This window comes from Enterococcus sp. DIV0008 (assembly GCF_050542615.1).
Lineage (GTDB): Bacteria > Bacillota > Bacilli > Lactobacillales > Enterococcaceae > Enterococcus_D > Enterococcus_D innesii.
Genome location: NZ_CP172937.1, coordinates 2229561 through 2256173, shown reverse-complemented (window position 1 = coordinate 2256173; position 26613 = coordinate 2229561). Strand labels below are relative to the sequence as shown.

Below are 26613 nucleotides of genomic sequence, written 5' to 3'. Positions count from 1 at the left end.
AAGATGACAAGATATAACTTAGAAGAACGCTTTTTACATGGTGGGGATTATAATCCTGACCAGTGGCTAAATTATCCCGAGATCTTAGCCAAAGATTTAGAACTAATGGAAAAAGCTCATGCTAATACATTTTCCCTTGGTATTTTTGCTTGGAGTGCCTTAGAGCCAGCAGAAGGGGAGTTTCAATTTGAATGGTTAGACAAAATCATGGATGAGCTTGCCGAACGAAACAGTAACGTCATTTTAGCGACGCCAAGCGGCGCGCGTCCTGCATGGTTGTCTAAAACATACCCTGAAGTTTTACGAACCAATGAAAAACGGGAAAAAATGTTACACGGCGGGCGACACAATCATTGCTTTTCTTCACCGATCTATCGTGAGAAAGTGGCGATCATCAATCGGAAATTAGCTGAACGCTACCACGACCACCCAGCACTATTGATGTGGCATATATCCAATGAGTATTCTGGAGATTGTCATTGTTCCATTTGCCAAGAAAACTTTCGTCAATGGGTCAAGCAGAAGTACCAAACATTAGCAGCCTTGAATGAGGCCTGGTGGGGACCTTTTTGGAGTCATACCATCACCGATTGGTCGCAAATCGAATCTCCTTCGCCGATCGGCGAAATGCAAGTTCATGGACTAAATTTAGACTGGCATCGTTTTGTGACCGATCAGACCATTGATTTCTATGAACATGAGATCAAAGACATTCGCCGTTTGTCTCCAGATGTGCCAATCACAACGAATTTTATGGCAGATACCCGAGATTTGATTCCCTTTTATAGCCTTGATTATGGAAAATTTGCCCAGCATGTGGATGTCATTAGTTGGGACTGTTATCCTGCTTGGCACAATGATTGGGGAACGACCGCTGATTTGGCAAGTAAGGTTGGGTTTATCAATGATCAGTACCGTAGCTTGAAAAAGCAACCCTTTTTGATTATGGAATCAACCCCTAGTGGTGTGAATTGGCATCCAGTCAATCGCACGAAACGTCCCGGGATGCATCTGTTGTCTTCTATACAATTTATTGCTCACGGTTCAGACAGTAATCTTTATTTCCAATGGCGAAAATCTCGAGGCTCATCTGAGAAGTTCCATGGGGCCGTCGTGGACCATGACAACGACGAACAAAATCGTGTTTTTCAAGATGTAGCAGAAGTGGGGAAAGCCTTAGAAGAAATCAAAGAAATCAAGAGATTGCACAAAAAAGCCAAAGTGGCGATCATCTATGATTGGGATAATAATTGGGCGCTCAATGATGCGCAAGGTTTTGGTTTAGAGAGCAAACGCTACCCACAAACGTTGCAAGAACATTACCGCTATTTTTGGGATCATGACATCGCGGTTGATGTCATCACGAAAGACCATGATTTTGATGCTTACCAATTGATCATCGCTCCGATGCTTTACCTCTTACCAAAAGAAACTATGAAAAAATTTCAACAGTATACGAAAAATGGCGGGACACTGGTTTCCACTTATTTGACAGGGATCGTGAATGAAACGGACTTGACCTATTTAGGGGGCTGGCCCCAAGAGTTACAAGAACTGTTTGGTGTGTCTGTGAAAGAAATCGATACGTTATATCCGAAACAAAAAAATCTGCTTTTAATGAAGGAACAGCAGTACCAAATTCATGATTATTGTAGTGTTGTCCAAACAAACACCGCCCAAACGTTAGGGGTTTACGGTGCAGATTTTTATCAAGGTCAAGCTGCAGTGACCGTAAATGATTATGGTGAAGGAAGTGCCTACTATCTTGGGGGACGGACGGATCAAGCCTTTTTGGAAGACTTCTATCAAGAAGTAACACAACAGCTTCGCTTACAAAATGAGTGGGTCCGTCAAGGTTCAACGAACGTGTCGATCCAAAGTAGAGAAAGTCAGCAAGAGCAGCTTGCTCCGACTACCTATTATTTTGTGATGAATTTTTCCGAAGAAAATCAAGAAGTAGAGGTAGCAACTTCTGGAATCGATTTGCTTACTGGAAAAACGACAAACCAAAAGCTTCAGTTGGCGCCTTATGAGGTGCAGATCATCAAAGTGACAGCACCAGAACAATAAAAACTATTGTGTCAATTATATAAAAAAAGAAGTACTTACGTTGATGAAAAACGTAAGTACTTCTTTTTTATAGAGAGTGTTTTAATTTTCTTGCGCAAATTCGGCAGCTTTTGTTCCTGCTTGGCGTCCGAAGATGATGATATCGGCAACGGCATTTCCGCCAATTCGGTTTTCACCATGCAACCCACCAGTTACTTCACCGGCTGCAAAGAGACCTGGAATGATCTCGTTATCCGTAGCGATCACTTCTGTGTTGGTGTTGATCTTCACGCCGCCCATCGTGTGGTGGATACCAGGAGCGATGGCGATGGCATAGTAAGGTCCTGTTGACAAATCGTTGTCCATTGCGGTGCTGCGTCCAAAGGCTTCGTCTTCACCAGCAGCCACACTGCTGTTCCAGGTAGCGATCGTTTCAGCAAGCGCTGCTTCTGGCATGTCCAATTCTTTTGCCAATTCCTCGATCGTGTCAGCGGATTTGACTAATCCTTGTTGCTCGTAAAAATCAATGGCTGTTACGCGTTCTTTGACACCTGCATCAAAAACTAACGTTGCTGATTTTTCAGGTAGGGCAATGATCGCTTCAGAGACTTTGTCTCGTGTTTCCATTTCATTGAAGAACCGTTCGCCTTCTTGATTGACCAAGATCGCGCCTTCTCCACGGACAGCTTCAGTGATCAACAGTGATTTCGACTGATCCACTGTTGGGTGAATTTGGATTTGTTCTAAATCAACCGTTTGTCCGCCTAATGCTTCGATCATTTTGATTCCATCGCCAGTCGAACCTTCTTGGTTCGTTGTCACGTAGTCTGCCAATTCTGGTTTGTATTCGGTGATCATGTCGAAATTGGCACCGAAACCGCCTGTTGTAACGACAACTGCTTTGGCATCAATGGTTTGTTCGGTTCCTTCCACTTCAACGGTCACCCCGTTGACTTGACCATCTTCTTCATTGATTTCTTTAACATCGGCATTCACAAAAATTGGGATTTCCAATTCATGGATGTTGCGCATCAAGCCATCAACTAAGTATTCCCCAACAGCGGAACCATCAGATGGACGGTGCGTTCTTTTTTCACTCATCCCGCCAGTCGTTGTTAAGTTGTCTAAAGTGATACCCATGGAATCTAACCAATCGATTGCTTCCGCTGAATGATCCACAAAGTAGCGCAACAATTCTTCATCATTGGTGTTATGACCGCCAGCTAATGTTTCTTCATAGAATAGATCGTTTGAATCTTCGATGCCTTCTGCTTCTTGGAATTTGGTTTCTGAAGCGTTCATTCCTGCAGAAGATTTCAATGTATTCCCACCAGAAATTGGCATTTTTTCTAAAATAACTGGGTTTGCGCCAGCTTCCTTTGCTTGGATCGCAGCGGCCATTCCAGCGCCACCCGCACCGACGATCACGACATCGTAGCTGTCTGCAAGTTCGCTAGGGTCTGTGTATTCTTGACCAGATGCAGCGGAAGTTGCATCTGTTTCTTCATTAGCAGATGAACCAGTACTTGTGCTACTGCTTGTTTGTGAATCAGCGCCACAAGCACTCAAAGTTGCTAACGAGGTTAGGACTAATAGTGTTTGGAAAATTTTCTTCATTGTTTTTATTCCTCCTAAAACTTTTTCCAAATCAAAGACTAACATAGTTGTCATGTTATTTTTAGGTTTTGTTCGAAAAATCACATAATAATTAGAAAAGTTTAATTTATAAAGCGTTTTAGTCGTGATGAAAGGGTTTCTTGGTCATCATAAAAAAGAGTGAATTCGTGAATTTCTAGAAAAAGAACAATTATTGATCCTTTGATTTGTTTGATTCTAATCATGAAGGGAGGAAACGAAGAGGATTCGATTTTCCTCTCTTCTGTTATTGAAAAAAGTACGTCACTGAGGTGCCGAGGAACGATCTCTTTTATTGAAAATAAATCAAACGCTTTGCGATCAAAAGATAGAAAAAAATTAGTGGACTCAGTATTTGTGGGCACCAATTTTTATTCAATAAATAGAGATAGAATCTTGGTTTTCAAGAACCATTGCCAAGAAATTGTGGTGTTTCTTAAAAAAATCAAGAGAACTGTCTTGCAAAACCAATCCTTTCTTGTATAATAAAAATAAGTTAGGTCTACCTAAAAAATAAATAAACTATCCTTAATTATGGAAATGGAGTGAAAATAATGATTACTTTTTCAAAGATATCCGCAGCTTATGATGGCGATCATCAAGTAATCTCGGATTTGTCGTTTCAAGTAAAAAAACCGGCGATCGTAGGGATCATCGGTCCAAATGGGGCAGGGAAGTCGACGCTGATCAAAGCGGCGTTGAAGTTGATCCCTTCCAGCGGGGACATGAGTGTCGACAAAAAAGCGTTAAAAGACTTCCAAAAGGAAATTGCCTATGTCGAACAAAAGACCGCGGTTGATTACACGTTTCCGATCACAGTTAAAGAAGTCGTATCTTTAGGCTTGTATCCTAAAATGCGCATGTTCCAAAGGATGTCGGCCAACGATTGGCAGAAAGTGACAGCCGCTCTGGCAGCGGTAGAAATGGAATCCTTTGCGGAACGTCAGATTGGGGAATTGTCCGGTGGGCAGTTTCAGCGGGTCTTGATTGCTCGAACGTTGGTGCAAGATGCCAATTATATTTTCCTCGATGAGCCCTTTGTAGGGATCGATGCCACCAGTGAAGCGATCATCGTCGGGCTGTTACGTAACTTGCGAGATGCTGGCAAGACGATTTTTATCGTTCACCATGATCTGGGGAAAATCACCGAATACTTTGATTACTTGGTTCTGCTCAATCAAACCCTGATCGCTGCGGGCCCAGTCAGTGAAGTCTTTACCGAAAGCAATTTGAAGCAAACATTTGGCGATGCGATCATCGTGAAAGGAGGCGTTTAACATGTTGACAAGCTTTTTTACCAGTTTAAGTAACTATCATTTCTTGCAAAATGCCTTGATCACGGCAGTCGCGATCGGAATCGTCGCAGGGGTGATCGGTTGTTTTATTATCTTACGAGGGATGTCCTTGATGGGGGATGCAATCTCTCATGCGGTCTTACCAGGGGTAGCCTTGTCTTATATCTTCGGCGTTCATTTTTTTGTTGGGGCGATCTTCTTTGGGATCTTGGCTTCCATGATTATTACCTATATCGCCAATAACAGCCTGATCAAAAGTGATACGGCGATCGGTATCACCTTTAGTTCGTTTCTAGCTTTAGGGGTTATCTTGATTGGGGTAGCAAACAGTTCGACTGATTTGTTTCACATTTTGTTTGGGAATGTGCTAGCGGTACAAGATAGCGACAAATGGCTGACGATCGCTATCGCTATCCTTGTGCTGGCAGTGATCATCCTTTTCTTCCGTCCACTGTTGATCACGTCTTTTGATCCGATGATGGCAAAGGCTTTTGGGATGAAAGTGCAAGCCTATCACTACTTATTGATGTTCTTGTTAACTTTGGTTTCAGTGACAGCGATGCAAAGCGTCGGAACGATCTTGATCGTGGCTTTATTAGTCACTCCAGCAGCAACGGCTTATTTATATACAAAACAATTGAAGCATATGATGGTCATCGCAGGGATTTTAGGTGGTTTCGCCTCATTTATCGGCTTGTTTATCGGGTACAGCTTTAATATTGCCGCAGGGTCAAGTATCGTTTTGACCGCAGGAGCCTTTTTCGTGATCGGTTTCTTGTTCTCACCAAAACAAAAGACCAGTCCAGTTAAGCGCTGGTCAGCGACAGCGGTTTTAGCAACAGCAGCGGTAGCCGGCGGCTTCTTTTTGGCACAGCAAAACGGACAGATGGCCCAAACAGAAGGGAAGCTTTCAGTAGTAGCGACCAATTCGATCATTGCTGATATTACGGAAAACATTGCCGGTGATCGAATCGATCTTCACAGTATCGTACCGGTGGGGCGTGATCCTCATGAGTATGAACCTTTAGTGGAAGATGTTCGAAAAGCGACCGATGCTGATCTTATCCTTTACAACGGCTTGAATCTAGAAACCGGTGGCAATGGCTGGTTTACCAAATTGATGAACAATGCCAATAAGGTAGAAAATGAAGATTACTTTGCCGTCAGTGATGGCGTGGATGTGCTTTATCTTTCTGATGACGAAGACCACAGCAAAGCCGATCCTCATGCCTGGTTGAATCTAGAAAACGGCATGATCTATGCCCGCAACATCGCTCAACGCCTGAGCGAAAAGGACCCTGACAATCGCTCTTTCTATGAAGAAAACCTTGAACGCTACTTGGCTTCATTAGAAGAACTGGATCAGCAAGCGAAGGAAAACTTCCAATCGATTCCCGAAGAGAAGAAATTGATCGTCACCAGTGAGGGAGCCTTCAAATACTTCTCCAAAGCCTACGGTGTACCGTCTGCCTATATTTGGGAAATCAATACCGAAGAAGAAGGTACCCCTGCGCAAATCAAAAACTTAGTGGATCAGCTGCAAAACTCAGCCGTCGCTTCCTTATTTGTCGAAAGTAGCGTCAATACTCGTCCAATGCAAAGTGTTTCTCGTGATGCAGGCATTCCGATTTTCGGAACCGTCTTTACCGATTCGATTGCAGAACCGGGAGAAGAAGGCGACAGCTACTATAACATGATGAAGTGGAATCTCAATACGATTTATCAAGGCTTGAATCAATAATGCAAAAAACATCCTTCGCTCGTTCTGGCTAAGGATGTTTTTTCGTCGTATTTTTGTGCTGGAGAAAAGCAAAGAGATAAAATCCGCAGCCCATCAAGGCAGCAAGAAATGCGATGACAGGAAAGTACAACCCCTGAAGGTATACATAGGCTGTATAAGCGAAGAAGGCGATCAAAAACCAGAGCGTTCCTGAGATGAGCATTTTTTGGTTCCTCCTAATTGTTGAAAAGTGTTTATTTGGTATATTTTAACATGATGGAAACAAAAAGAAAATCAGTGAATCGAACGTTTGCGGAAACGATTCGCTGATTTTTTCCCAATCACACCATTGAATAGTTAAGAAACGTTCGATTGCTGTTGCGGTTCTAGATGGTAATAAAGGATCTCTGGCGGGACGCCGAGTCGGGCGGGAATCTTGGTCATACCGACCCCACTGGAAACACTCAATAAGGTCTCCTTGCCTAAAAGGTAGAGCCCATCGGTATATTTCAACGCACCCTTCGTTTTCGCATAATAAAAAGGCAAGCGAATCTGCCCGCCATGGCTATGGCCAGACAGAATCAAGTCGTAGTTTGGCAGATTGGTGATCCGAGAAACATAATCGGGTTCATGGAGCAAAAGTAGCTGCCATTCTGCTAAAGTTGCTTCATAGGTAAAACTGACTTTCGGACTTTCTATATCGATACCGACAATATTCATCGACGTCTTGTCATCAGAACCAAAAACCGACTCATTATCAAGTAAGGTAAACCCTGCATGCTGGTATATTTCCTTAACAAAGTAATGACCGTCATTCAAATGGTCATGGTTCCCCATAACTGCGATCTTACCCAGAGGCGCTTGCAATTTTTTCAGCTTTTCGATCAGTCGCTTGGTTGAACGATGCGGCCATTTTTTATAATTATCGATCAGATCCCCCGTGATGATGATCAGATCCGGCTTGTTTTGGATCGTTGATCGAATGATGCGATTCATTCGTCTTGGTTTAAACCAACGAGAAAAATGAAGGTCGCTGATATGGGCGATCACGATATTGCTCTCTGCTTGGTAAAGGTCATAAGCTTTTGAAATATCTAAGACGGTGCGCTTGTCTTTTTTTATGAGATAATGCCGTTGTTTGAGAAGATGCGGTTCAATAATAAAGGAGTAAACTAGCAAGCCCGTAAGGAGGAATGCAATAAGAATGAGGGTGTACATGGCGTGGCTCCTTTTTTGATTTGCTAGTTTCTAGCATAGTAGATTCTTACAAAAAAAGCAATCATACGAAAGCAAAAATAACAAAAAATATCCATCGTATTTCGCTTGATTTTTCCATTAAAAAAGATACAAAAGAAGCTACAATAGCCTATCTTTTGTATCCTAGATCGCAATTATTTGATTTTCACCAATCGTTTGAAGCGTGCCTTGTGTTTGACGGGGATCAAAGCCATGACACAATCATAAGGGACGGAGATGATCGCCCATGCGAGACTTTTACTTGAAGCAAAGGGATAGTTTTGCTTTAAGACAAAATGGCCACTGATCAAGGCAAAACCGATACTACCGACCCACAGCCATTGCGGGTCCCAATTCGTAAAGTGCTGGAGGGCTGTGATCACAAAGGGATAGCCGTAAAAGTACAATGCAGTCAAAACGAAAGTGACGTTTTTGGTTAATTGACGCAGGGTCAGTAAGAAAAATAAGCCAGAAAGAACGATACCCAATGGCGGGAACAAACTAACTAAGAAGGAATAAACGATGCCCCATATGATCATGCCAGGTCCTTTGACGAGAGCGGCTAAGACAAAGACAAAAAGTAGGAATAAGAGCTGTTGCGAAAAACTTGCTGCTGTCAAAAGTCCGAAGAAACCAACCAATAACCAGTGAGAAAAAGTCGCTGTTTGATTCTTTTGTGGTGTCTGCTGCTGCAATTTTAGCCATGTAGCAAAATTCGGGAAATCTTGCTGGAAATTTCGCTGAAAGTCGCTGTTGAATGCTTGATGGGCATTTTGCTGCCGATAGTAATGATATTGATGTTTTAACGTGCCTTTAGCTGCTGCTTTTTGGCCAGAAAAAAAGCGGCCGGGATCAATTTTTGATCGTTCCATATTTCCACCTCCATACGATTTCGTTACCCTCAGTATAGAGAAAATCAGCTTCGGCGTCCTCCAACTTTGGGCGGATTTTTTTTACTTGCTGAAAGTTTTCTTAAACTGCTGAAAAAAGCGGAGAGGATTCGTTTCTTAAACCGTCAAAATATGCTAGAGTATAGAAGGACTAAGGAGGAGATTTCATGATTTTTGATTCTCATACACATTTGAATGCCGAACAGTTTAACGAAGACATTCCCGAAACGGTCGCCCGTGCGCAAGAACTAGGAGTAACGGAGATGGCGGTCGTCGGTTTCGATCAGCCAACGATTGAAAAATCGTTAGCATTAAGTAAAGAATATCCAGGTATTTACAGCATTATCGGTTGGCATCCCACCGAAGCTGGTTCTTATACCCCAAATGTAGAAACCTATTTGCAAGAGCGCTTGGAACGACCAAAAGTCGTTGCCCTAGGTGAAATCGGTTTAGACTACCACTGGATGGAAGATCCGAAAGAAGTTCAAGAAAAGGTCTTTCGTCGGCAAATGGCGATCGCTCGTGAACATCAGCTGCCCGTCAGTATTCATACCCGTGAAGCCTTAGAAGATACCTATGCGATCTTAAAGGATGAAAAAGTCCAAACGATCGGCGGCATCATGCACAGCTTTAGCGGGGATAGCGAATGGGCGAAAAAGTTCTTGGATCTAGGAATGTACATTTCCTTTAGTGGTGTCGTGACCTTCAAAAAGGCTACGGAGGTACAAGAAGCTGCGCAAGTCGTGCCACAAGATCGGCTACTCGTTGAGACTGATGCACCGTATTTAGCCCCTGTTCCTTATCGTGGCAAGCGCAATGAACCCGGCTATACCCATTATGTAGTGGATAAAATCGCGGAGCTGCGGCAAGAAGCGGTCGCTGACGTTGCGACCTACACAACAAAAAATGCCCACCGCTTGTTTAGGATCAATGACTGATAAACCGAAAATCGAAGAAATCATTGTCGTCGAAGGCAAAGACGACACCCGCCGATTGCAAGAAGTGTTCGAAGTAGATACCATCGAAACGATCGGTTCGGCAATCGATGACACGATCCTTGATCAAATCGAGCATGCCCAAGAGACACGAGGGGTCATCGTGTTTACCGATCCCGATTTTTCAGGAGAAAAGATCCGCAAGATCATTATGGAAGTCGTTCCGGATGCCAAGCATGCCTTTTTACCACGCAGTCAGGCAGCACCGAAAAACAAAGGCAGTTTAGGCGTGGAACACGCCAGCCATGAAGCGTTGAAAGAAGCCTTGCGAAAAGTCGTAACCCCGATTGCTTCAAATGAAGCTAGCGAAGGGACCATTGATCGTCAACAGTTGTTAGCGTATGGCTTGATCGCAGGGGCTGGAGCGAAAGAGAAACGAGAGCGGTTGGGGGATCTTTTACGCATCGGGTATACGAATGGCAAACAATTAGAGAAGCGGCTGGCAATGTTTCGTATTACTGATGCAGAGCTGGCAGAAGCAATGAAAACAGTGGAGGAAGAATTGTGAAGGAAGAACGGGATATAGCAACCCCCTCAAGAACCAAAGAGATTTTAGCGAAACATGGCTTTACCTTTAAAAAAAGTTTAGGTCAAAACTTCTTAACAGAACCAAATATTTTACGGAAAATCGTAGAAACTGCAGGCATCGACGAGACGACAAACGTCATCGAGGTTGGTCCTGGAATCGGTGCGCTGACCGAACAGTTGGCAAAACATGCCAAGCAAGTGTTGGCGTTTGAAATTGATGATCGGTTGATTCCAGTGTTAGCCGACACAATGCAGCCATATCAAAATGTGCAAATCATTCATCAAGATGTCTTGCAAGCAGATCTGGCAACGACCATTCAGTCAGCATTCAGCGATACGGCTGCTTCATTAAAAGTTGTCGCAAACTTGCCCTACTACATCACTACGCCAATTATGATGCACTTTTTAGAGTCTCAGGTACCAGTAGATGAAATGGTCGTGATGATGCAAAAAGAAGTGGCTGATCGAATCTCAGCAGTTCCTGGGACTAAAGCCTATGGCTCGTTGTCTATCGCTGTGCAATACTACATGGAAGCAAAACTGGCATTCATCGTCCCGAAAACTGTTTTTGTGCCCCAACCGAATGTTGATTCGGCTATTCTGAAATTGACGCGTCGTTCACAACCAGCAGTCGCAGTCACCGATGAAAAAGAGTTCTTCAAATTAACGAAAGCAGCCTTTCAGTTGCGTCGTAAAACCCTTTGGAACAATTTGCAAAATAGCTATGGAAAAGATGAAACAACCAAACAGTGGTTGGCAGACAGCTTAGAAGCAAGTGGGATCGATCCGAAACGACGTGGAGAAACGCTGTCGTTAGCGGAATTTGCCAAATTAAGCAATGAAATGCAAGCACGTAAAGGATAACTTCTATAAAAACGGATGTTGAATAAACATTCGTTTTTTTGTGTCTTGACACCTCGTGGAAATACCAGTAGAATAAGCAAGACATAACTGTCATGACACATTGAAGGAGAGAGTATAAATGAAAAATCATTCCATCCGCCATTTAACGATCGCTGCATTGTTAATCGGCATGGGGATCGTCATTCCCATGGTAATGCCCAAAATCGTCATTGGACCAGCATCCTTTACTTTAGCTAGCCACGTTCCCGTATTTGTGGCGATGTTCTTTTCACCAGCGATGGCGATCGCGGTAGCTTTAGGAACAACCTTTGGCTTCTTCTTAACACTGCCACCAATCATTGCTTTACGGGCATTGTCCCATGTTGTTTTTGCAGTCATCGGTGCCTTCTATTTACAGAAGCACCCAGATATTTTACTGAAAAATGGCAAACCCTCTTTATTGAATATCAAATTTCAGAGCTTTAACTTGATTATTGGACTGATTCATTCTGCCGTTGAAATGGCAGTCGTTGCCGCCTTTTACTTCACAGGAAATGTCCCGGGAACCGCATTTGATGGCAATTTCTACTATTTCTTGTTCGTTTTGATGGGGATCGGTGGCTTGATCCATAGCTTGATCGATTTCAATTTGGCTTATTTTGTTGCAGGTGCCTTAAGCAAACAATTTGATATTCGTTCGTTTTCGAAAGCAAAAGGACGCTTTATTCAGAAACAGAAGAAAGCGGCATAAGCGCCAGTTTGAATAGACCCGCTGCCTAAACGGGTCTATTTTTTTGTGTTTAGATTAAGAAAATACTCCTTCCTAATAAGTTTATTATAGTGAAATAATAAACAGAAATAAGTTATAATATACAAGAGGAGGAAGTAGATGAAGAAGATAAAGTTAAAACGGTTACTTTTAAGTATGTTCGTCTTGATGCTCTTCTTTCTGCTGATTTTTTATGACAGTAAGAACGGGCAATCCCCCTTTGAAGTGATAGAGGATGAATTGACATTAGCACTTTCGGATGAGGAACAAACACCAGAGCCGGAATACAGTGAGGTTATTCAATTAGATGTTCCGTTAGAAAATCAATTCGATGAAGTTGCCTTAGGAAACGGTTGTGAAGTAACAGCTTTATCGATGCTCTTGAATTTTTACGGATTTGATACCAATAAAAATCAATTGGCGGAAGAATTAGCCTATGTCCCGCTTTATGAGGATTACGATCACCATGGCGATCCGCGAGAAGGCTTTGTTGGAAACATCTATGGCGGCGACAGCGCAATGGGGGTTGACGTTGAGCCGATCACCGATGTTGCCGAAAGGATTGTGAAAGAGCAATATGAAGTTGTTAGTGGACGAGACAAAAGCTTTGATGAGATCGTCAAAGTACTGCAATCTGGAAAACCCGTTTGGATGATCGCGACCTTAGAATTACAAGTACCTACCGATGCTGATTTCTTTCAATGGAATACGAAAAATGGCGAAATCCTTGTGACTGCATTGATCCACTCGGTAGTGATCACGGGAATCGACGGAGAGACGATGTATGTCAATGACCCTTATGGGCATAAAGATCGCGAAGTCAGCAAAGAAGACTTAGCAACGATTTATGAAAAAATGGGGCAACAATATTTATATTTAGAAGAACTATAAGAAAAAAATAAACTTGACGTTGACAGTAAATGAAAAAACAATTATAATTTTTTAAAATTAAACAAAGATTTCGATAACGTTGAAGAGAAGAGTAGCAGATCAACAAAGGTACAGAGACTCCGGTTGGTGAAAAAGGAGACATGCGGTGATCAGTGAAGATGAGCTCTGAGTTTTTTTGTTGGTTCACGCCAGCAAAACGGCATGCGCCCGTTACAGCGCCAAGTATCATAGTGTACTGTTGAGGTGTTATTTGTGAGAATAGCACGAATTAGGGTGGTAACGCGCATCAAGTCGTCCCTTTTATCCGCAAGGATAAAAGGGCGGCTTTTTTTGTTTTTCACAGCCGAAACTGTTCGCTTTCTCTTCAACAAGAAATTTATCTGTAAGGGGTTGAAGCAATGCCAATCATTATTCCCAAAGAATTACCCGCTGCAGCGGTCCTGCAAAAAGAAAATGTCTTTGCCTTACTGCAGCATAAAGCGGCGAAGCAAGAGATCCGTCCCTTGAAAATCGCCATCGTCAATTTGATGCCGAAAAAGATCGCTACAGAAAATCAGTTGTTGCGTCTGCTTTCTCAAAGCCCTCTGCAAATTGAGGTGACTTTACTGAAAATGAAGTACCACGAAAGCAAAAACACGTCTGTCGATCACATGGAAAAGTTCTACCAAGAATTTTCAGTGATCCAGTCCCAACGCTTCGACGGCTTGATCATTACTGGTGCCCCTGTTGAAAAAATGACATTTGAAGCCATTGATTATTGGCAAGAACTGCAAGAGATCATGAATTGGAGCCAGACGAATTGCACTTCAGTCTTGCATATTTGTTGGGGAGCGCAAGCAGGTCTTTATTACCATTACGGTATCGAAAAAGTGTTGTACCCAAGCAAATTGTTCGGTGTCTTCGAACAAACAGTCACGCATTTCCATCCACTCGTTCGGGGCTTTGACGACGTCTTTTATACGCCCCATTCGCGCTATACTGGCATCGATGAAGTCCAGCTCGCCCAAGCCCCCTTAGAAATATTGGCAGCGGGTGTTGAAACGGGACCCTCCATCTTCGTATCAGAGGATCATAAAAATGTCTTTTTACTAGGACATTTTGAATACCACACAACGACCCTGAATGAAGAGTACTTGCGAGACATGGAACGGGGCTTAGCTACCGCATTGCCCAAAAATTACTTTGCTTATGACCGCTTAGGTGGGAAAATCACCAACCGTTGGCGGGGACATGCCTCCTTGTTTTTCAGCAATTGGATCAATGAAACCTATTTGCGAACGCCGTATGACCTGTCCGTCAAGCCCACGAAAGAAGGTTATCGAATCGGTAGCGAGCCAGAAGGTCGGGTGAGTATCAATGACGATTGAGTCCTTTCTCTCCCATTATGCCAGAGAGCGAAAAGGCACTGATTCTTTAAAATGGGATCTTGTCGATCAACGGTTCCAAGGAGAAAAGCTTTTGCCTTTATGGGTAGCCGATATGGATTTTGCGGCTCCAAAAGCAGTAGAAAAAGCTTTGCAGCAACTGGTTGCTCAAGGAACCTTCGGCTATGGCATTCCCCCCTCAGGCTATTTTTCAGCCTATCAGGGCTGGCAAGATCGCCACTGGGGGACGAAATTTGAAGAAAAATGGCTCTCGTTTTCCACAGGGGTCGTCCAATCTTTGGTTGATTTGCTTCATTGTTTCACAGAACCTGACGATGGCATTTTGATCCAGCCGCCCGTCTACTATCCCTTTTTTGACAGCATCAAAGAGACGAAAAGACGCTTGATAGAAGCACCTTTACAAAAAGTGGGGAATTCCTATCGAATCGATTTTGCTGCTTTTGAAGCCAAAATCATTGAAGAAAAAGTGAAACTATTTATTCTCTGCTCCCCCCACAATCCAGTAGGGCGGGTCTGGCAAGAGGAAGAGCTACATCAGTTATTGGCAATCTGCCAAAAACATAAGGTTGTCGTGATCGCCGACGAGATCCATCGTGAGCTGATACTCGGTGACCAGCAATTTGTTTCGGCAATAACAGTGGCGCAGCGTTTAGGCATTGAAAAACTGATTGTCCTGGATTCGCCCTCAAAAACCTTTAACTTAGCAGGGTTATTGCTGTCTCACGTTTGGATTCCAGATTTAGAGATGCGCAGAGCCTATCAGGCGTGGTGCCGACAATACAAGCAGACGGAAGTCAATCGTTTGGGATTGGTGGCTGCGAAAGCCGCGTATGAATCGGGGGATCAATGGCTAGCTGATCTGCTCTCAGTGGTTGCTACCAATGAACAAATGGTCCGCCAGCAACTGCAAGAAGCATTTCCCAAGATTGAGCTCCTGCCCTTAGAAGGAACCTACCTTCTCTGGGTGGATCTGCGGCAAGTCATTGCCAAAGAACGAACCAAGCACGTGATCCAAGATACTGCCGGTTTGGCAGTCGATTATGGGGAATGGTTCGCCAAAGACGGTCAAGGCTTGATTCGTCTGAATCTTGCGACAACACCGACTATCATTCAACAAGCCCTTGATCGCATGATCGAGGCAATCAAAAAGGAGGAACGACATGACGATTGATACAGCAACTTTTCTGGCACAATTAGGCAATCATTCGGATCAGCAAACTGGGGCGATCAGCCCACCGATCTATCTTTCCACGACCTTTGCGCATCCTGAATTGGGGCAAAGTACCGGCTATGATTATACCCGTACCAAAAACCCAACCCGTGATATTTTAGAAGCGGGTCTTGCTGAATTAGAAAAAGGGGCTCGGGCAGTAGTGACCAGCTCTGGCATGAGTGCGATCGCTTTGATTTTTGATTTGTTTGCCAGCGGCAGCCGCTTTTTGGTTTCTCGTGACTTGTACGGCGGCAGCTTTCGCTATTTTGCGGAATTGGAAAAAAGCCAGCGGGCATTCTTCGATACCTTCAGTACTGTAACAGAATTAAGTGAGAAATTAACTGACGAGGTAACGGCTGTCTTTTTAGAGACCCCAACGAATCCTTTGATGACCGTGACGGATATTGCTGAAACCGCCAAGCTTGCTCACGAACAGGGGGCGCTATTGATCGTAGATAACACCTTTTTGACGCCCTTGCGACAGTTGCCCTTAGAGGAAGGTGCCGATCTGGTGATCCACTCAGGTACCAAATTCTTATCTGGCCACAATGATATTTTGGCAGGCGTCGTGATCGCCAAAGATGCGCCGCTGGGGGAGCGCTTGAACTATTTAGCCAATACTTCTGGCCCTACCTTGAGCAGCTTTGATACGTGGTTATTTATTCGAAGTTTAAAGACGCTGCCGTTGCGCTTTGAACGGCAAGAAGCCAACGCCAAGGAAGTCGGCCGCTTTTTACGAGCCCATCCGGCGATCAAAGAGGTGCTGTATCCGAATGCCGGCGCGATGATCAGCATTCGGGTGCTTGATGAAACCAAAATCAGCGGCTTTTTAGCGGCATTAAAGGTCTTTACCTTTGCGGAAAGCCTAGGGGGTGTGGAAAGTCTCATCACGTATCCAACGACACAGACCCACGCGGATATTCCTCAAGAGGTACGAGAATCTTATGGATTGACGCCGGATCTTTTACGGATCTCCATTGGGATCGAAAGTAGTAAAGATTTGATCGATGACTTAGAAAATGCACTGAAGATATTCAAATAACCCGACCGCAGATCAGCTAGTTAAAAACTTACTTTTGTAGAGTAATTTTATTGACAGTTTTAGTTGTATAGGATAAAGTTACACTACATATGAATAGTGAGTCCGATGTTTTCGGTTGGCGGCAACAGGCATTCTCCCTTTTTTCTCACGAGAAAGCAGTTCTTTCTAAAAGAAAAGGTGAAATTGGTCTAGTTGAGCAACGCCACAAGAAAACGGGACGATTGATCTGAGGAGGGAACAAAAGGGGATAAAAGGATGAAAAGAAACGTAATAAAGGGATTGGCAACAGGAGCTCTTGGATTGCTGGCATTGTTCAGCTTCGCCGCTTGCGGCAGCAGTCAAGCAGATGAGGAAGCCACCGTTATCAAATTGGGTGTCGTTGGTGAACAAAACGAAGCCTGGGAACATGTGCAGGAAGAATTGAAGGAAAATGAAAACATCGACCTGCAATTGGTGAAGTTTACCGATTATCGTCAGCCAATCGTCGCACTAGAGGATGGGTCGATCGATCTACACGCAGCATTGACGGAGATTTTTATGGACAATGTCAACGAAGAAAGTGGCTATTCCAACACAACGATTGCGTATACGACATTAAACCCACTTGGTATTTATTCCGATAAAATCACAGATGTCAGTGAATTGGCTGATGGAGCTACAGTGGCTTTACCGAATGATGTCTCAAATGAGAGTCGCGCACTGCTACTTTTACAAACGGCTGGTTTGATCACTTTGGATGAATCCAAGGGTCTACTGCCGACAACTAGTGATGTGACTGACAATCCCAAAGCTTTGAAATTTGAGCTGCTTGATTCCAATCAAACTGCTCGAGCTATGACTGACGTCGACATTTCTTTGATCAATAATGGCATGGCCGTCGATGCTGGTTTGGTACCTACAGAAGATGCGATTTTCTTAGAACCCGTGGCTGATTCCTCCAAGCCTTATTATAATGTGATCGCTGCGCGAGCAGACGAAGCAGACAATGACGTTTACCAAACGGTCGTTCGATATTATCAGACCGATGAAGTAAAAGCAATCATCGAGGAAGTAACAAAGAAATCTAGTATACCTGTATGGGAATAGAAAGGTAAAAACGACTATTACTATATAGGGACAGGAAGTAGGATGGAAAAATGATAAATTGGAAAAAAGGTTTAGCAAGTGTTGCCGTCGTTGGACTAGGATTTGTTCTAGCAGCCTGCGGTGGATCAAATACAGAAGAAACGTCAACCAGTAGTGCAGCTGGAGCTGGGGATGATTCAACATTCACTTATGCGATCAGCGGGGACCCATCGTCCACTAACCCGATTAACACCAGTGATCGTTGGGGATTGACAGTGACAAACATGATCTATTCTCCATTAGTTACAGTGGAAGCAGATGGAACGACACAAAATGCGTTGGCAGAATCAGTGGAACCAGCTGAAGACGGCCTTTCCTTGACAGTACATTTGAAACAAGATGTGAAATGGTCAGATGGCGAAGACTTTACCGCCGATGACGTTGTTTTCACATATGAACAAAAAGTCAAAAAAGAAAATGGCAATGCCGATTCCCTTTGGGTCGACGACCAACCAATCGCGATCGAAAAAGTGGATGAATACACCGTCAAATTCGTGTTGCCGACACCAAGTGCCGCAGCGATCAGCAACATCGCAACCGAAACATACATCATTCCCGAGCATATCTTTAAAGATGTTACCGACTTCTCTGTCAGTGAACTGCCTGAAAAACCAGTCGGCACCGGTCCGTATCAACTGAAAGAATACAAACGTGGTGAGTACTTTACTTTTGAAGCCAATGAAAACTATTATGGCGGCAAGCCTTCGATTCAAAATGTGACGTTGCGTATCATCGAAAGTACCGATACGGCGAAAGTCGCTTTGCAAAAAGGGGAAGTGGATGCAGCCGTTGTCTTGCCTTCAGATATTGAAGACTTAGATGATGAGCAGATCTCTGTTTATCCTTATACTGAAAACCGTGTCGGTTATCTAGGCTTGAACACTCACTCAGATGCTTTGCAAGATGTGAAAGTTCGACAAGCAGTTCTTTATGCGTTGAACAAAGATGAATTAAATCAAGCGGCGTATTTAGATGAAGAGTATTATGCAACACCATATTCATTCTTGCCACCGAACAACCCATACGTCACTGATGATGTTGAAAAATACGAGACAAATGTCGAGAAGGCTCAAGAACTTTTACAAGAAGCTGGTGTGACTGATTTGTCATTGAATTTGGCTTTCAACTCAACCGATCCAGCCCAAACGATCCAAGCTACGTTGATCCAACAACAATTGCAACAAGCAGGCATAACGGTTACCCTTGAAGGTGGCGATGGTACAGCGATCTTTACCGAGTTGAAGAAACCAGATTCAACGAAGTACAACTTATTCCTTGGCGGATATATCATGGGAAATGACCCTGACTTATACGGCAGTCTATTTGAAACTGGCGGTAGTGCCAACTACTTCCAAAGCAATAGCGAAACCATTGACAATTTGTTCGCCCAAGCAGCAGTTGAATTAGACACGGACAAACGTGAAGCATTGTATGATGATTTGCAAAAAGCCATTGCTGACGAAGCGATCATTTACCCAATCGTTGACAACAAGAAAATCCTAGCGGTCAATAACCGAATTGGTAATGTAGAAGATGCAGGTTTGATCCCAATCTATACATTCGAAGATATGTCTAAATTGACAATCAAGTAAATCCATTGGCTGTGATAAAGAGGAATCTTTTTTATCACAGCTTTTTTCTATGAAAAAGAAAGTAGGTCAGTTATGTTTCGATACATTGCAAAACGAGTATTGCAAGCAATCCCTTTGCTGTTTGTGATCTCTTTTATCGTTTTTTCGCTTATACATATCGCACCGTATGATGTGATCGACTCCATCACGACACCCAATATGTCGCAAGAGCAAATCGATCTTTTGCGGCAGCGCTATGGCTTGGATCAACCCTTTTTGGTTCAATATTTTCTTTGGATCAGAAATGTTCTTACCGGTAATCTTGGCTTTTCTTTGGTTTCTCAAAGTAGCATTTCACAAGAACTTGCGACTCGGATCCCGAATACGATGCGCCTAGTGATCCCTGCATATTTGACCGCTTTATTGCTGGCGATCATTTTGGGCCTGTTGGCTGCTGCCAACAAAGGAAAGATTTGGGATCGGATCATTGACGCTGTGGCATCTCTAGGGATCGCTGTGCCGACCTTCTGGTTTGCGATGATCTTGATTTATGTGTTTGGTTACTTATTAAATATGTTTCCAATCATTGGCATGTATACGGTCGGTAAAGAAGGGGATTTTGGCGATTTTCTGCAGCATTTTATTTTGCCTTATACCACATTGACAGTCGCCTTCTTTCCAGATTTGACGCGGTATATCCGCGCATCAGCGACACAACAAGTTTCAGAAGACTACGTGATGGTGCAACGGGCATTTCATGCCAGCAAATGGCAGATTTTCAGCCGGCACATCAGTCGCAATATTTTGATTCCCGTTGTCACCCAAATCGGCTTGGCGTTGCCGATGTTAGTTACCGGTGCGATCATTACAGAAACGATCTACGGCTGGCCGGGCGTCGGACCTTACTTGATGAGTGCGACGAAAAGCCTCGATTATCCTGTGATCATGGCCATCATGCTGTTGTCAGCAACACTGGTCATCTTAGGGAATTTGTTAGCGGATGTATTATACTCCGTGGTTGATCCACGTATCCGTAAAGGAGGGGGTAAGTAATGAAACGTTTCAAAAAAATCAGTGAAGTCATGCTTGCTTCGCCCATCTATACCTTTTCTGTCGTTTTCCTGACGTTATTGATTATTTTGTCGCTTGTTGCACCTTTGATCCCAATCGATCCCAATGCAACGGATGTCAGCAACATGTCACAGCCGCCGAGTTGGGCTCATTTATTTGGAACCGATGAAGTGGGGCGGGATTACTTTATTCGGGTCGTCTACGGCGGTCGGGTGTCCTTGTTTGTAGGTGTGTTGGCAATGATCACTGCGACGTTTATTGGGACTCTTGTCGGTCTTGTTTCTGGCTACTTTGGTGGTTGGATCGACAACTTGCTGATGCGGCTCGTCGATGTATTGTCATCGATTCCTTGGTTGGTGTTAGTGATCGTTTTGAGCGTCTTTTTACGTCCCGGACTAACCACGATTATTATTGTGATCGGCGGCTTCTCCTGGATGAACATCGCTCGTTTGATTCGTGGTGAAACGTTAGCGGCGAAAGAACGGGAATATGTCGCTTACGGGAAATTTATCGGACGTTCTTCATTTAGTATTATCATTAAGCATGTTTTCCCCGCAGTACTACCAACCTTGATCGTTGCGGCATCCGCAAGTATTTCTGGGGCGATCATGACCGAATCAGCATTGAGCTTCCTTGGATTAGGCATTCAGCAACCGATGGCATCGTGGGGCAGTCTTTTGCAAAACGCGCAAAACAGCTTGCAGCGGGCACCATACATGGCGATCCTTCCCGGGCTTTTTGTTATTTTCACCATCTATTCCTTTAACAATATCGGCGACATGATCAAACATGTCTTGCAAAGAGAGGTGTGACCGATGGAGACAGAATTATTAGCGATCGAAGCGTTGAATGTGACGTTTCAAAGCAAAACCGGGCCGAAACCGTTAGTCAAAAATCTTGATCTGGTGATTCCTAAAGGCAAAGTGGTTGGGATCGTCGGCGAATCAGGCAGCGGCAAAAGTATGACCATGAAAAGTGTCATGGATCTTTTGCCCGATAAAGTGACCGATCACTATGCCAGTTATACATTTGAAGGAGCAGCAGTTAGCGATCGTCGAACATTACCGATTGCTATGATTTTTCAAGACCCGATGACTTCGTTAAATCCTTTGCGCACGATCGGCTATCATTTGATCGAAGTGATTCGCCGCTCACAAAAAGTATCGAAAAAAGTAGCACAAGAAATCGCCGTCAAAGAGTTAGAAAAAGTCGGCATACCTTTTCCAGCACAACGTATGAAACAATATCCTCATGAGCTATCTGGGGGGATGCGTCAACGGGTGATGATCGCCATGGCTTTGTTGGCGCAACCGAAATTGCTGATCGCCGATGAACCGACGACGGCTTTAGATGTGACGATCCAGGCACAGATTTTGGCATTGATCAAAAACCTGCAAAGAGAGAACCAGCTTTCCGTCGTCCTTGTGACCCATGACTTTGGGGTCGTTGCAGGAATGTGCGACTTTATTAAAGTGATGTATCAAGGCCAAGTCGTGGAAGAAGGCACCACGGAAGAAATCTTTTATCAACCGGCACATCCTTATACGAAACAGTTATTGCAAGCGGCCCATTTAGGCGACAAGCATGCTGAATTAAAAGTCTTTGATTATCACGAGACATTGGCAGATGAGTTGCAAGAAACGCAGTTATCTAAGACCCATCGCGTTTGGCGAAATCAGGAGGTGACAGAATAATGGAAGAACTGATTCGCGTAGAACATGCGACGAAAACCTTTCGCAGCAAAAACTGGCGCGGCACTGTCAGTGAAGTCCGAGCGGTCGAAGATGTCAGTCTAACGATCCATCGGGGCGAGACATTGGGGCTAGTAGGGGAATCTGGGAGTGGGAAAACCACTTTAGGGCGCAGTATTTTAAATTTAGAGACCTTAACAAGCGGGGAGATTTTCTTTGAAGGCAAAGAGTTAACAGCATTGACGGCAGAAGATCGCAAAGCAGCGTATCAGCAAATGCAGATCATTTTCCAAGATCCGTATTCATCATTGAATCCCCGTATGACGGCACTTGAACTGGTGATGGAGCCGTTGTATCATGAAACGAAAGATGCTGCTCGAGCGAAAGCCAAAGAAATCTTAGCGATCGTCGGGATCACCGGTGATGATGTCCATAAATTGCCGCGCAGTTTCAGCGGCGGACAACGGCAACGGATTGGCATCGCTCGTGCGGTGGTCAATCGCCCGGCGTTCGTCTTGTGTGATGAACCGACTTCGGCATTAGATGTCTCCATTCAGGCTCAGATCATCCAATTGCTGCTGCGTCTACAAAAAGAGTTTTCATTGTCTTATTTATTCATTTCCCATGACTTGTCCGTGATTCGTCATATCAGTGATCGAACAGCCGTCATGTATCAAGGGAAATTAGTTGAATTGGCACCTACCGACCGTTTGTTTGAAAATCCGCTGCATCCTTACACGAAGAAATTATTAGCAGCAGCGCCGATCGCTGATCCTGTGTTAGCAAGAGGTGCGATGGAACAAACGGAAATTCAAAGCACGATTACTTTGACACCATTGTATGAATGGGTCGAAGTTGAACCAGATCATTTTGTGAGGAGAGAAAAACGATGACAGTAGAAACATTGACGATCCATCAAGGAAGCGACAAATTTGAAATGACGACCCCAAATGGTAATTGGGTGTTAGCACGGGAAAAAGGCTATTCTCCAGTCCAAATGCTGGTGAGTGCAGTCGCTGCTTGCGGTGGCTATGTATACGCATCCGTCTTAGAGAATTCAAAAATCACAGCAGAAATCGAAAAGATCGAAGTCAGCTATGACCGGGACGACAACAAAAAAGCCCAACCAGTCAGTGCCATCCACATTCAGTTTTATGCGAAAATCGCTGAAGCCGACCATGACAAAGCGACCCGTTGCCTAAAACTCGTTTCACCAAATTGCCCCGTGATCCAATCATTAGATCCAACGATCGAAGTGACGGAAACGGTGACGTTTATTTAATCGAAAAAAGACTTTGTGTGCCTAAAACCAATAGGCATACAAAGTCTTTTTTTTGATCAATAAATAATATTCTCCCGAATAAAGTCGATATCTGTCACTAATAGTTTGCGATCGACACTCTTTAGGGCGCCAGATTCTCGTAATTTTTGCATCATTCGATTGACACTGCTGGCAGAGGTAATGCCGCAAAAGCGAGCGATCTCTTCATTGGTGACTTCAAAATCGATCAAGACACCGTCAGTTGTTTGAACCCCAAAAGTTTCATACAACTCATTGATTTGGGTACAGACAGCACCAAATTTGCCGTTCATCAGCATTTGCTGCATCTTTTTCATCGTATCCATCAAATTTCGTCGATAATACTCTTTGACATAATCCTGCAGCAGACGGTCACGATTGACATCTGCCCAAAATTGATCCCGCACGATTTTGTATAATTCGGCTTCTTCTGATTCAACCCGCACATTAAAAGGGGCTTCGACTTCTTGAGAGGATTCGTCTTTAAACAAAGAGACGATTTCGAAATCCGTCAAATAGCGCAAGTTGAATTCGCGCCCTTCATGGGTCACTACGCTAGTTTTGATGATGCCTTTTTTTAAAATGTAGACGTACCGATCCGGGATCCCTTCATACGTCAAGTAACTCTTTTTCTTACGGATAACGACCGGTATTGCTTGTTTTTCTAAATAATCACGTAATATCTGTTTCTCCACCCACGTTACTCCTTCACTTGATGCCAACCCAACATTTTCTGAAAAAAATCTGAAATTTCCTCTATTCATGCTTCATTAAAAGACATTTCTGGTGAAAAAGCAATAACAAATGTTAATGTTTCTTGTTAATGCTCTTTTTTAACAGCAAAAGCGCATTTCAAGCAGAGTAAGTTTCGGTATAGTAAAACGCATCACAGCACAAACAGGAGGAATGGAAGAAACATGTCAGATAGGGAAACCAATCAAGAAGGAGTCGTCAGCTCGTTGCCATCAACCAAAAATGAAAAACTATGGAACAAAGGGTTTATCACGATTACCTTGATCAATTTTATCGTCTTTCTCGTGTATTATTGTTTTGTCGTCATTACCGCGAAATTTGCCACTCAGGAGTTAGGGGCATCCACCGCACAAGCTGGCTTGGCAGCGGGGATCTACATCATAGGGACCTTGATCGCTCGCTTGTATGTCGGAAAAATTTTAGAATTAGTCGGTCGCAAAGCCGTTTTGCGCTGGGGGATTTTGTTTTATGTCATTACCACCGCTGCCTATTTAGTCTCAGTCAATATTTATATTTTAGATACCGTACGCTTTTTCAATGGGTTTGCTTATGGTGCTGTCTCAACTGCGGCTAATGCGATCGTCACCGCATATATCCCAGCTTCCAAACATGGGGAAGGGATCAATTACTATGGATTAAGTACCAGTTTAGCAGCGGCAGTCGGACCTTTTATTGGCATGCTTTTACTACCGACGGTCGGCTTTGATTTCATTATTTGGTTAGCAACTATTTTATCAATCGCAACAGCCATCGCTTGTTTCTGGTTCCCAGTCAAAAACATCCCATTAACAGAAGAACACAGAGCACAACTAAAAAAATGGTCCATCAAAAGTTTTGTCGAACCAAAAGTCTTTTTCATTTCCGGGATTGCCTTTTTAATCGGGTTGGCTTATTCCAGTGTTCTTGGCTTCTTGTCGATCTACGCCAGTGACCTTGGGTTAGAAACGGCCGGTGCTTTTTTCTTCATCGTCTATGCACTTTCCGTGACCTTCACTCGACCAATGACTGGGAAATTATTTGACCGTCATGGCGCCGATGCAGTCATGTATCCTAGCTTTCTTTTCTTGACCCTTGGTCTTTTCTTATTAAGTATTACCGGCAACAGCTGGATGTTGTTGCTTGCGGGTTGCTTTGTCGGCTTGGGCTATGGCACCTTCATGTCCAATGGCCAAGCTGTCTGTCTGAAAGAGGTCGATCCTCACCGTGTCGGCGTAGCGCTCTCCACTTATTTCATCGGGCTGGATCTCGGCTTAGGCGTAGGTCCCTATGCACTAGGAAGCTTACACGGTCTGTTTGATTATTCGCAAATCTACATCTTATGCGGACTGATCCCAGTCGTCGTTCTTGTTTTATACAAATTGTTTTATAAAACGAAACGCGCAGTTGCCGCCGTTGGTACGATGAAGCAGCCAATCAACGAAGAAGACTAACCGCAACCATTACAAAAAGGAGTGTTTCACCATGGATAACAACCAATTGATTATTGAAGCATTGAACAAATTAGTGACGAACCTCAACGAATTGAATGAAGAAATGCACGCTATGAAAGAGGTCACCGCAACGATGACCCATGAACAACTTGCTATCGATCATCAATTACGCGACATCAAATCGGTATTGATCAATGACAATCTGATTGGGTAGTAAGGCACGAAATGAAACAAGAAACAGGAATGAACGCTTTTTTTGAGAATGTTTGCTGCTCACTTACTGGTGGCAGAAAGATTCACATAAGAAAAGCGTTTTTTTGATGCGCAAAAAAGAAAAGCGAACATTGGCAGAGTTTGTACAAGAAAATAAGCAAGAAAAATTGTAGCAGTCCCCGCTTGTATGCTATAGTGTGTCTGGGTAGCAATACCTAATAAAAATCAGAGTAGGAAATAAAGCGTTAAGTGCTGAAAGGATGGGATGTTGCCTTTCGGACGAAGAACGATCATTCGTTCGCGGTTTTATTTTCGCATTCGCTGCATGAATTTGTAGCAACTCTAAAAGGAGATGCTCGCTATGAAAAGAAAAGTCGATGCACACATGATTGCGGTCATGGGACTTTTGATTGCCTTAATGGTGGTCTTGTCGCAAATCTTGGGGTTTGAAACCTCCTATATCAAAATCACATTTTCTTTTGTACCTCAGCTGATCATGGGTATGCTGTTTGGTCCGTTTTGGACGGCAGTTGGCTCCTCATTAGCTGATATCGCAGGAATGGTGATTTTTCCAAAATCAGCCTACTTTTTCGGCTTTACCATCAATGCCTTCGTTGGTGGACTGATTTATGGCTACTTCTTTTATCGGAAAGAAGTCACACTAAAACGAGCGGCGATGGTCGTCTTGTTAAATACACTTTTAATAACCTTGATCTTAACGCCGATCTGGTTAGCTATGATGCTGAATATTCCTTTGACAAGCTGGGCCATCTGGTCGGTCCGCTTGCTAAAAGCAGTCATCATGTTCCCGATACAAACTGCGTTGATTTACATCGTAGGGCGTGCGGTACCATACAAACGGCTGATCCGACGGTTCGTTTAACGAGTAAAAAAGAACGATAACATCCATTGAAGTGAATCATCTGCGAATATTTCGTCAGTGGTTCACTTTTTTCTTTCTAAGGATT

At 43.7% G+C, this 26613-nt stretch carries 25 protein-coding genes and 1 riboswitch; of the genes, 21 read left to right on the top strand and 4 right to left on the bottom strand.

Annotated elements, in window-relative coordinates:
- The first annotated feature begins 3 nt into the window (after nucleotides 1-3).
- Nucleotides 4-2070 (top strand): beta-galactosidase, encoded by a 2067-nt coding sequence (locus IGI84_RS10685; protein ID WP_430600336.1) that lies wholly within the window; start codon nucleotides 4-6, stop codon nucleotides 2068-2070.
- Between the two features lie 81 nt (nucleotides 2071-2151).
- Here the strand turns inward: IGI84_RS10685 and IGI84_RS10680 are convergent, their stop codons facing one another.
- The gene (locus IGI84_RS10680; protein WP_061054396.1) at nucleotides 2152-3666 is read right to left on the bottom strand and encodes a flavocytochrome c; all 1515 of its coding nucleotides are present in this window, start codon (nucleotides 3664-3666) and stop codon (nucleotides 2152-2154) included.
- Nucleotides 3667-4238: 572 nt separating this feature from the next.
- Here IGI84_RS10680 and IGI84_RS10675 point away from each other — a divergent pair.
- A complete protein-coding gene (locus tag IGI84_RS10675) occupies nucleotides 4239-4961 on the top strand; it encodes a metal ABC transporter ATP-binding protein (protein WP_430600333.1) in 723 nt (240 codons plus the stop codon).
- Nucleotide 4962: 1 nt separating this feature from the next.
- A complete protein-coding gene (locus tag IGI84_RS10670; RefSeq protein WP_430600331.1) occupies nucleotides 4963-6720 on the top strand; it encodes a metal ABC transporter permease subunit in 1758 nt (585 codons plus the stop codon).
- A 336-nt stretch (nucleotides 6721-7056) separates the two neighbouring features.
- Here the strand turns inward: IGI84_RS10670 and IGI84_RS10665 are convergent, their stop codons facing one another.
- Nucleotides 7057-7917 carry a metallophosphoesterase gene (locus tag IGI84_RS10665; RefSeq protein WP_430600329.1) on the bottom strand — a complete coding sequence of 287 codons (861 nt, stop codon included), beginning with the start codon at nucleotides 7915-7917 and terminating at the stop codon, nucleotides 7057-7059.
- A 173-nt stretch (nucleotides 7918-8090) separates the two neighbouring features.
- The gene (locus tag IGI84_RS10660) at nucleotides 8091-8807 is read right to left on the bottom strand and encodes a hypothetical protein (RefSeq protein ID WP_077452735.1); all 717 of its coding nucleotides are present in this window, start codon (nucleotides 8805-8807) and stop codon (nucleotides 8091-8093) included.
- 185 nt (nucleotides 8808-8992) lie between these two features.
- Between IGI84_RS10660 and IGI84_RS10655 the strand changes: the two genes are divergently transcribed.
- The 15 genes from IGI84_RS10655 to IGI84_RS10585 all read left to right on the top strand — a co-directional run bounded on the left by IGI84_RS10655 (nucleotide 8993) and on the right by IGI84_RS10585 (nucleotide 23231).
- Complete coding sequence (locus IGI84_RS10655; RefSeq protein ID WP_420698351.1) at nucleotides 8993-9763, top strand: TatD family hydrolase; 771 nt, start codon at nucleotides 8993-8995, stop codon at nucleotides 9761-9763.
- Nucleotides 9756-10328: a ribonuclease M5 gene (rnmV, locus tag IGI84_RS10650; RefSeq protein WP_077452733.1), complete on the top strand. Its 573-nt coding sequence runs from the start codon at nucleotides 9756-9758 to the stop codon at nucleotides 10326-10328. The genes IGI84_RS10655 and rnmV overlap by 8 nt, the downstream gene beginning before the upstream one ends.
- Nucleotides 10325-11212: a 16S rRNA (adenine(1518)-N(6)/adenine(1519)-N(6))-dimethyltransferase RsmA gene (gene rsmA / locus IGI84_RS10645; protein WP_077452732.1), complete on the top strand. Its 888-nt coding sequence runs from the start codon at nucleotides 10325-10327 to the stop codon at nucleotides 11210-11212. The genes rnmV and rsmA overlap by 4 nt, the downstream gene beginning before the upstream one ends.
- A gap of 118 nt (nucleotides 11213-11330) precedes the next feature.
- The gene (locus IGI84_RS10640; protein ID WP_005225537.1) at nucleotides 11331-11942 is read left to right on the top strand and encodes a hypothetical protein; all 612 of its coding nucleotides are present in this window, start codon (nucleotides 11331-11333) and stop codon (nucleotides 11940-11942) included.
- Nucleotides 11943-12080: 138 nt separating this feature from the next.
- Nucleotides 12081-12851, top strand: a complete 771-nt coding sequence (locus tag IGI84_RS10635; RefSeq protein WP_077452731.1) for a C39 family peptidase — start codon at nucleotides 12081-12083, stop codon at nucleotides 12849-12851.
- Between the two features lie 398 nt (nucleotides 12852-13249).
- Nucleotides 13250-14218 (top strand): homoserine O-succinyltransferase, encoded by a 969-nt coding sequence (locus IGI84_RS10630; protein ID WP_430600325.1) that lies wholly within the window; start codon nucleotides 13250-13252, stop codon nucleotides 14216-14218.
- The gene (locus IGI84_RS10625; RefSeq protein ID WP_430600323.1) at nucleotides 14208-15407 is read left to right on the top strand and encodes a MalY/PatB family protein; all 1200 of its coding nucleotides are present in this window, start codon (nucleotides 14208-14210) and stop codon (nucleotides 15405-15407) included. Before IGI84_RS10630 ends, IGI84_RS10625 begins: the two co-directional genes overlap by 11 nt.
- Nucleotides 15397-16491, top strand: a complete 1095-nt coding sequence (locus IGI84_RS10620; RefSeq protein WP_081118186.1) for an aminotransferase class I/II-fold pyridoxal phosphate-dependent enzyme — start codon at nucleotides 15397-15399, stop codon at nucleotides 16489-16491. The genes IGI84_RS10625 and IGI84_RS10620 overlap by 11 nt, the downstream gene beginning before the upstream one ends.
- Before the next feature lie 255 nt (nucleotides 16492-16746).
- Nucleotides 16747-17577 carry a MetQ/NlpA family ABC transporter substrate-binding protein gene (locus tag IGI84_RS10615; protein ID WP_081118185.1) on the top strand — a complete coding sequence of 277 codons (831 nt, stop codon included), beginning with the start codon at nucleotides 16747-16749 and terminating at the stop codon, nucleotides 17575-17577.
- A gap of 50 nt (nucleotides 17578-17627) precedes the next feature.
- Complete coding sequence (locus IGI84_RS10610) at nucleotides 17628-19208, top strand: ABC transporter substrate-binding protein (protein ID WP_074535034.1); 1581 nt, start codon at nucleotides 17628-17630, stop codon at nucleotides 19206-19208.
- A gap of 72 nt (nucleotides 19209-19280) precedes the next feature.
- A complete protein-coding gene (locus IGI84_RS10605; protein ID WP_077452725.1) occupies nucleotides 19281-20240 on the top strand; it encodes an ABC transporter permease in 960 nt (319 codons plus the stop codon).
- A complete protein-coding gene (locus tag IGI84_RS10600; RefSeq protein ID WP_081118184.1) occupies nucleotides 20240-21070 on the top strand; it encodes an ABC transporter permease in 831 nt (276 codons plus the stop codon). The genes IGI84_RS10605 and IGI84_RS10600 overlap by 1 nt, the downstream gene beginning before the upstream one ends.
- A 3-nt stretch (nucleotides 21071-21073) precedes the next feature.
- Complete coding sequence (locus IGI84_RS10595; protein WP_081118183.1) at nucleotides 21074-21952, top strand: ABC transporter ATP-binding protein; 879 nt, start codon at nucleotides 21074-21076, stop codon at nucleotides 21950-21952.
- On the top strand, nucleotides 21952-22842 hold the full coding sequence (locus IGI84_RS10590) for an ATP-binding cassette domain-containing protein (RefSeq protein ID WP_016608213.1): 891 nt from the start codon (nucleotides 21952-21954) through the stop codon (nucleotides 22840-22842). The genes IGI84_RS10595 and IGI84_RS10590 overlap by 1 nt, the downstream gene beginning before the upstream one ends.
- On the top strand, nucleotides 22839-23231 hold the full coding sequence (locus IGI84_RS10585; protein ID WP_081118182.1) for an OsmC family protein: 393 nt from the start codon (nucleotides 22839-22841) through the stop codon (nucleotides 23229-23231). Before IGI84_RS10590 ends, IGI84_RS10585 begins: the two co-directional genes overlap by 4 nt.
- A gap of 56 nt (nucleotides 23232-23287) precedes the next feature.
- On the opposite strand, the gene IGI84_RS10580 is transcribed toward IGI84_RS10585, so the two are convergent.
- Nucleotides 23288-23944 carry a Crp/Fnr family transcriptional regulator gene (locus IGI84_RS10580; RefSeq protein WP_077452722.1) on the bottom strand — a complete coding sequence of 219 codons (657 nt, stop codon included), beginning with the start codon at nucleotides 23942-23944 and terminating at the stop codon, nucleotides 23288-23290.
- A gap of 222 nt (nucleotides 23945-24166) precedes the next feature.
- Between IGI84_RS10580 and IGI84_RS10575 the strand changes: the two genes are divergently transcribed.
- From IGI84_RS10575 to IGI84_RS10565, 3 genes are all read left to right on the top strand, one after another.
- Complete coding sequence (locus IGI84_RS10575; RefSeq protein WP_081118173.1) at nucleotides 24167-25432, top strand: MFS transporter; 1266 nt, start codon at nucleotides 24167-24169, stop codon at nucleotides 25430-25432.
- A 31-nt stretch (nucleotides 25433-25463) separates the two neighbouring features.
- Nucleotides 25464-25646: a hypothetical protein gene (locus IGI84_RS10570; protein WP_077452720.1), complete on the top strand. Its 183-nt coding sequence runs from the start codon at nucleotides 25464-25466 to the stop codon at nucleotides 25644-25646.
- A 223-nt stretch (nucleotides 25647-25869) separates the two neighbouring features.
- Nucleotides 25870-25971, top strand: a riboswitch (THF riboswitch).
- A 26-nt stretch (nucleotides 25972-25997) separates the two neighbouring features.
- Nucleotides 25998-26528, top strand: a complete 531-nt coding sequence (locus IGI84_RS10565) for a folate family ECF transporter S component (RefSeq protein ID WP_005225551.1) — start codon at nucleotides 25998-26000, stop codon at nucleotides 26526-26528.
- Nucleotides 26529-26613 lie beyond the last annotated feature (85 nt).